At 64.7% G+C, this 5,005-nt stretch carries 8 protein-coding genes; 3 read left to right on the top strand and 5 right to left on the bottom strand.

The window, feature by feature from the left end; translation table 11 throughout:
• Positions 1-189: 189 nt before the first annotated feature.
• Both ABIC30_RS31550 and ABIC30_RS31545 read left to right on the top strand, forming a co-directional pair.
• The gene (locus ABIC30_RS31550; protein WP_042671961.1) at positions 190-447 is read left to right on the top strand and encodes a hypothetical protein; all 258 of its coding nucleotides are present in this window, start codon (positions 190-192) and stop codon (positions 445-447) included.
• Positions 444-608 (top strand): hypothetical protein, encoded by a 165-nt coding sequence (locus ABIC30_RS31545; RefSeq protein ID WP_181049265.1) that lies wholly within the window; start codon positions 444-446, stop codon positions 606-608. Before ABIC30_RS31550 ends, ABIC30_RS31545 begins: the two co-directional genes overlap by 4 nt.
• Positions 609-1,191: 583 nt before the next feature.
• Here the strand turns inward: ABIC30_RS31545 and ABIC30_RS31540 are convergent.
• A complete protein-coding gene (locus ABIC30_RS31540; RefSeq protein WP_020096564.1) occupies positions 1,192-1,449 on the bottom strand; it encodes a hypothetical protein in 258 nt (85 codons plus the stop codon).
• A gap of 575 nt (positions 1,450-2,024) precedes the next feature.
• Between ABIC30_RS31540 and ABIC30_RS31535 the strand changes: the two genes are divergently transcribed.
• Complete coding sequence (locus ABIC30_RS31535) at positions 2,025-2,273, top strand: hypothetical protein (RefSeq protein WP_020096563.1); 249 nt, start codon at positions 2,025-2,027, stop codon at positions 2,271-2,273.
• 27 nt (positions 2,274-2,300) lie between these two features.
• On the opposite strand, the gene ABIC30_RS31530 is transcribed toward ABIC30_RS31535, so the two are convergent.
• The 4 genes from ABIC30_RS31530 to ABIC30_RS31520 all read right to left on the bottom strand — a co-directional run bounded on the left by ABIC30_RS31530 (position 2,301) and on the right by ABIC30_RS31520 (position 4,615).
• Positions 2,301-2,690 carry a hypothetical protein gene (locus ABIC30_RS31530; protein ID WP_020096562.1) on the bottom strand — a complete coding sequence of 130 codons (390 nt, stop codon included), beginning with the start codon at positions 2,688-2,690 and terminating at the stop codon, positions 2,301-2,303.
• A gap of 381 nt (positions 2,691-3,071) precedes the next feature.
• The gene (locus ABIC30_RS31525) at positions 3,072-3,710 is read right to left on the bottom strand and encodes a hemerythrin domain-containing protein (protein ID WP_020096561.1); all 639 of its coding nucleotides are present in this window, start codon (positions 3,708-3,710) and stop codon (positions 3,072-3,074) included.
• A 92-nt stretch (positions 3,711-3,802) separates the two neighbouring features.
• On the bottom strand, positions 3,803-4,060 hold the full coding sequence (locus ABIC30_RS31915) for a hypothetical protein (RefSeq protein ID WP_502915895.1): 258 nt from the start codon (positions 4,058-4,060) through the stop codon (positions 3,803-3,805).
• Positions 4,061-4,135: 75 nt separating this feature from the next.
• A complete protein-coding gene (locus ABIC30_RS31520; protein ID WP_244435243.1) occupies positions 4,136-4,615 on the bottom strand; it encodes a PAS domain-containing protein in 480 nt (159 codons plus the stop codon).
• Positions 4,616-5,005 lie beyond the last annotated feature (390 nt).

Genomic DNA, 5,005 nt, shown 5'->3' with positions numbered 1-5,005 from the left:
GCTCGCCCGACCGGCTCCGGCGGCCAAGCTACCCGTAGAGCAGAGGCCGACCCTGCACTAATTTTGAACTCGGACCACCTCGTGGGGGCAGGTCAACCCGAACTCTCCGCCCGCTGACGAGGTTTCAGCAGACGGTGACCTACAAGGCCTGACGCGCTTCTTCGCGGGCTTCCGGACCAAGGATCGGTCGTGACCTACACCGTCCAGCAGCTCGCTCCCGGCAGCTACGACGTCCTGCTGGATGGTGCCCCCGTCGCGTCCCTAGTTCGTGAGGTCGGGCGCAGCGACGCGGTGCAAGGATGGCTGATCGAACTCCTCGATGAGACGGTACCAGCCAAGCGACCGGCGCCCTTCACGGGGCAGCAGCACGCCTTCGCCTCGCGCGCAGCAGCGCTGGAGTGGCTCGGCATTGTAGGGGCCGACGCGCCTACCGAGCCGACCGGATGAACGTCATCAAGGGCCGGATGTTCGCCGTCGCCGTGGCCTTTGTGCTCGTGAGTGTTGAACGCGCGCTTGAGGCTGCAGGCCTGGAGTACGCGATTGAGGACTGTTCCGTCGCGGCTTTCACAGCAGCCATCGTGGTGGTGGCTGCAGATTTACGGGCATGACTGCCGACCTTTTCATATCCGAGAACGGCGGTGGGGCCGGGATCCGGTTCCGGGAACGGAAGGCGCCGGCTGAGTGAACAAGTCTGCCAAAGCTCGAGCGGCTGAGCGCAAGCTGGCAGCAAAGCGGTTCAACTAGCGGGTGAAGCGTTCGCCACCACCGCCAACGCGGTGGGTCTGGGCATCCTAGCCGCGGCGACGATCATCCCGAACTTCGGCCAAGCGCCCGGCAGCCCATCCCCCGCCCTGCACTCATGGTGGGCTGGTCCTGCGGCCTTCCTCGTCCTATTCTTCGTGGCTCCCGCAGCCTACCACTTCCTGCGCAGCGAGGATTGATCGTGACCGACCCGAACCTCTGGATCAGCTACGGACTGCCCGCCTTCGGGGTCGCTTTCGGCCTTGTCGGACTCGCGGTCGCGTGGATCTCAGCACGCCGGTTTGATGCTCGGTTCGCTGATGTTGAGGTCACGGCGCCAGTCGAGCGGGCCCCGCGCGTCACGCCCTACCGGAAGCCCAGTAAGCACCCTCGTCGCGGCTCGCCTAGCCGGCCAGCCTCTATACGGACGTAGGCGGAGCCGACGCTGCTCTACTCCACCGTGCGCCACTTCACGGGCGGTAGGTTCTCGCCTGGTATGGTCGCATCCCTCTGGTAGAAGGTCCGCCGGTCGCCGGTCACCACCTCGGCAACGTCGTCGATCGCGTCGATTACCTTCGAGGTCGCGTTGTAGAGCGGGCCCTGCGTCTTGGCCCTCGTGAGGACCAAGACGCATTGCTGCCGCCAGCGCCGCGCCTCCTCCAGGAAGGCGACCTCCTCGGCCCGCACGAAGACGCCCCGTCTCGACATAGCCCATCCTGTGATCCGCGGGCGGGATCTAGAACGGGAGCAGAACATAGCGAGACGGGCGGCCGAGAACACCGGCATCAACCGGCCATGTGTCATGGGCAGACGCGAACAGAGCAACACCCGTTGACGGGCCGTTAACTATGCGCGGTCATGCTGCCGACAGCGATCGGTCGAGGGGCCGAGCGACGGCAGAGCAGCTCTATGGCCTACCCCCCTGGCCTCGGTGCGGCCTCGCCGTCGCAGTCGCGCTTGCCTAGCGTGGGCCGCTATCCTCCGATCTGACGCCGTGTACGAGGGACGCCAGGTAAATGGCGGACGCGATCATGGCGCAGGCCATGACGCCGAGGGCTTGAGCTGTTGGCAAGGTCATACCGGCAACCATGCCGTCCGGTTGTGGCGAGCGTGTTGCCGGATATGGGTAGGGCGATCACGAGCTTGCGATATGGCGTGGTCAGCCCCTGATCAGATCGGGCGATGAGGCTGAGATGCAGGGCGGGCATGCGACCGAGCGCCGAATCTCTCTCACGATGTGATGTGTTCAAGCTCTGCCGCGATCCGGCGGCCAGGAGCGTGCCGTGTACAATCCCTTCTTCTCATCGCTGATGCTGGCCATTGAGGCGCAGCGCGTCATCGAACTGCGGTTGGTTCGTCTAGCCTGGGGCGGTAGCGAAGGACTGGCTGAGGCTCAGTCCATGGTGATTGAGAAGGTTCACGCCGCCGGCGAGGCGATGACGACACTGATGTTCGGCGGCTCGCCCGAAACGGTCATCGCCCGCTACCGTGAGCACGTGGCTGCGAACACGAAGCGTCTCTCCGCTCCGTGAAGGCCGTGCGGCTTCGTCATAGAATGCCTAGCTAGAACGCTTCGCGCTCCAACTCCCGCTGCACTCCACCAAGCCGCCCGACGTGCGCCAAGTGCCGCTGCCGCTACCCTTCGCGGTCAGACTGCCGGCGATCGGCACCTTGTTCGAGCCTTGGGTGATGGTGGCCTGCACGGCGCCGGCCGCCGAGACGCCGCCATCGATGTCGACCTCCTCCCCGGGGATCGACGCGTCGCTGTCCTTGATCTGCACGTTGTAGCTTGTGCTGGCCGAGCAGGGGCCCTCAGTCGTGGTGGCGACGATCGTCCAGGAGCCGTCGAACTGGTTCGGTACCTGCACCTTCTTCGTCGCGGCATCCGCTGGGTGGAAAGCGCCTGCCGTCAGGCAAGCCGCGAGGATCAGGGTCGGGGTACGTGCCACAGACTGCTCCGGAGATCGCGCAGCCGGGGACGGCTACGCCATCGCAGAACGGAGGTGTCAGCTGGATAGTTTCAAACGCTGCCCCGATCCCACTGCGGCCAAAAGACAATACGCTCCAGGGGCCTTTCGCCGAGGGCGGCCTCGGCGAGGGCCGCGACCGTCAGCAACCTTCTATTAACCATAACGGTCGAGGTAGCTTCTGCGATCGGCTGGGGGGCTGAGCGCCGGAAGAGCAGTGCCTAAATCCAGGGTGCGGCCTCGTTGGCGCAGTCGCACCAAGCCCGCACCTGGAACACCAGGGCGGGCTTCTATCGTCAAATCGGGCGACGGAATTGCCTCGCTTCAGGCGAGCGGCTCATCGACCGGCATGCCCCACCGTCTTCACCGCGGCATAGGGCGGATCGCCCGCTGGGAAACACGCTCCCCAGCTTCGGCCGGTCGGTCAGATGTCGACCGGCCAAAGCGTCCGCCGTTCCAGACCAGATAGCCGAGGCCGGCGGCCACGCCGGCGAGCGTCGCGATAAGGGCGAACTCGCTCGACATGCCTCCCGCCACGGTGCCTCGCCGCCGCGACTGAAGCGCGTTCGTTTTGGCCCGCACGAACGCCCGTGTGGCAGCGGCAACCTCCTCGGGCGCGAAAAGCATCTGGGCTGCGGGGATCAACTCATGCACGTGGCGATGCAGGTGCTGATCCACGAGGAACGTGACATCCTCAAAGGTGTCGAGCCAGCCAGCCGAGTCCGCCCTACGGCGACGGGCGAGCTGCTGCAGCTGTCGCCTGAACTCAGCGTGGCCGCGGTTCAGGTCTTTGATCAGCGTGCGCGTCTGGCTCTCCCGGCTCAACGGGCCATACAAGCTGGCACCAAGGCCGATGGCATGCAGATCAAGCTCGTCCATGAGATCAGCCAGCATCTGCTCGCGGCTGCCGACCGCTCTGGGATCGTTGAGAGCGTATGGTATCTCACGGATCAGGCCACCAATGTTCTCATGGTCGCGCTTGATGAGTTGCCAAACGTCCATGCACGTCTTCCTTGCCAGTGAAACTACCAGCTCCGAACACCGTGCGCCCGCTGAGCGTTCCTGATCGAGTTCGTGTCGACTCAAGCCGCCACTCAGATGACCGCCTGAGGATGCGGCGATGGCGTGCCAGAGTACCGCTTCGGGTCCTGTGCGCAGCCGGTATGTACCCTGCGATGGGTGAACCTCCGGCGGCGGTGTTCGGCGTATGAACCCGAAAGGACCACCGCACCGTGGCAGGACGGGCATCGCTTCGGCGCCATCACGTAAGCGCTCTTTGCCTCAGCGACGCTGATCTGACGCCAGATACCCTTGATTTTCGCTTCACAGGTCTGATCATCAAGCGTCGCCATGCCCGCGGGGTGCCATGGCGAGATGGCTCGCGCCAGCCTGCGGCCGAGCGGACTGGCGCGACAGAATGGCAGCCCTCAGTTCATCCGCCGACGCCGTTCCCGAACCTCCTGCTGGGCGAGCCTGCGTCCGAGCGCCATCAGCAGCGTGTCCGCCTGTGCCTTCAACTCAGCGTCCTGCAACTCCACGATCGCCTGCTGGGCGGCGATAGCGTGCTCGGCCGCCCGGTCCAGCGGCCGTTCCATCGAAAGGGTTTCGGCTTCGCTGAACGCGTCCTCAGACATCCGCATCTGGGTTATGTCCACCAGGATGCCAGCACCGCCTACCGACCGGCCGAGATGATCGATGCTGAAGTGGCCTCGATCTAGGACCCAGCGCGTCTGGCCATCGGCCGATATCACTCGGTATTCGGCGAGATATGTGCCGCCGTCAGCGCGGCAGCTCCGGATCTGGGCGAAAACGCGCCCGCGGTCATCTGGGTGTATGCTGTCGATGAAGAGCGAGAGCGGCACACCCTGCTTAGCTTCGTCAGGATCGACACCGAACAGCAGCGCCACGAACCCATCGACACGGGCTCGATCGGTCGTCGCACTCCACTCCCACCTACCAATCACGTCGAGCGCATCTAGGGCGTGCTGAAACGCCTTGGGGCAGGTCTGGTGAGCGAGAAGCTTGAGCTTTGACACTGCGGAGCCCGCGGACAGTCTTAAACCTGATCTGTGTAATAGGTGTCAGATCACAACCACACGCCGCATCGAATACGATATCCTCAACTGTTGCGCGATGGGCACTACTTCTGCGGGCGGAAGGTATTATGAATGCATGCAGGGGGCGAGTGAGCCGCACGCGGAGTGACCTGCCCCCACGAGGTGGTCCGAGTTCAAAATTAGTGCAGGGTCGGCCTCTGCTCTACGGGTAGCTTGGCCGCCGGAGCCGGTCGGGCGAGC

The organism is Methylobacterium sp. 1030, from assembly GCF_040544715.1.
In the GTDB taxonomy this organism is placed as follows: Bacteria; Pseudomonadota; Alphaproteobacteria; order Rhizobiales; family Beijerinckiaceae; genus Methylobacterium.
This window is presented reverse-complemented; position numbering and strand designations above follow the sequence as displayed.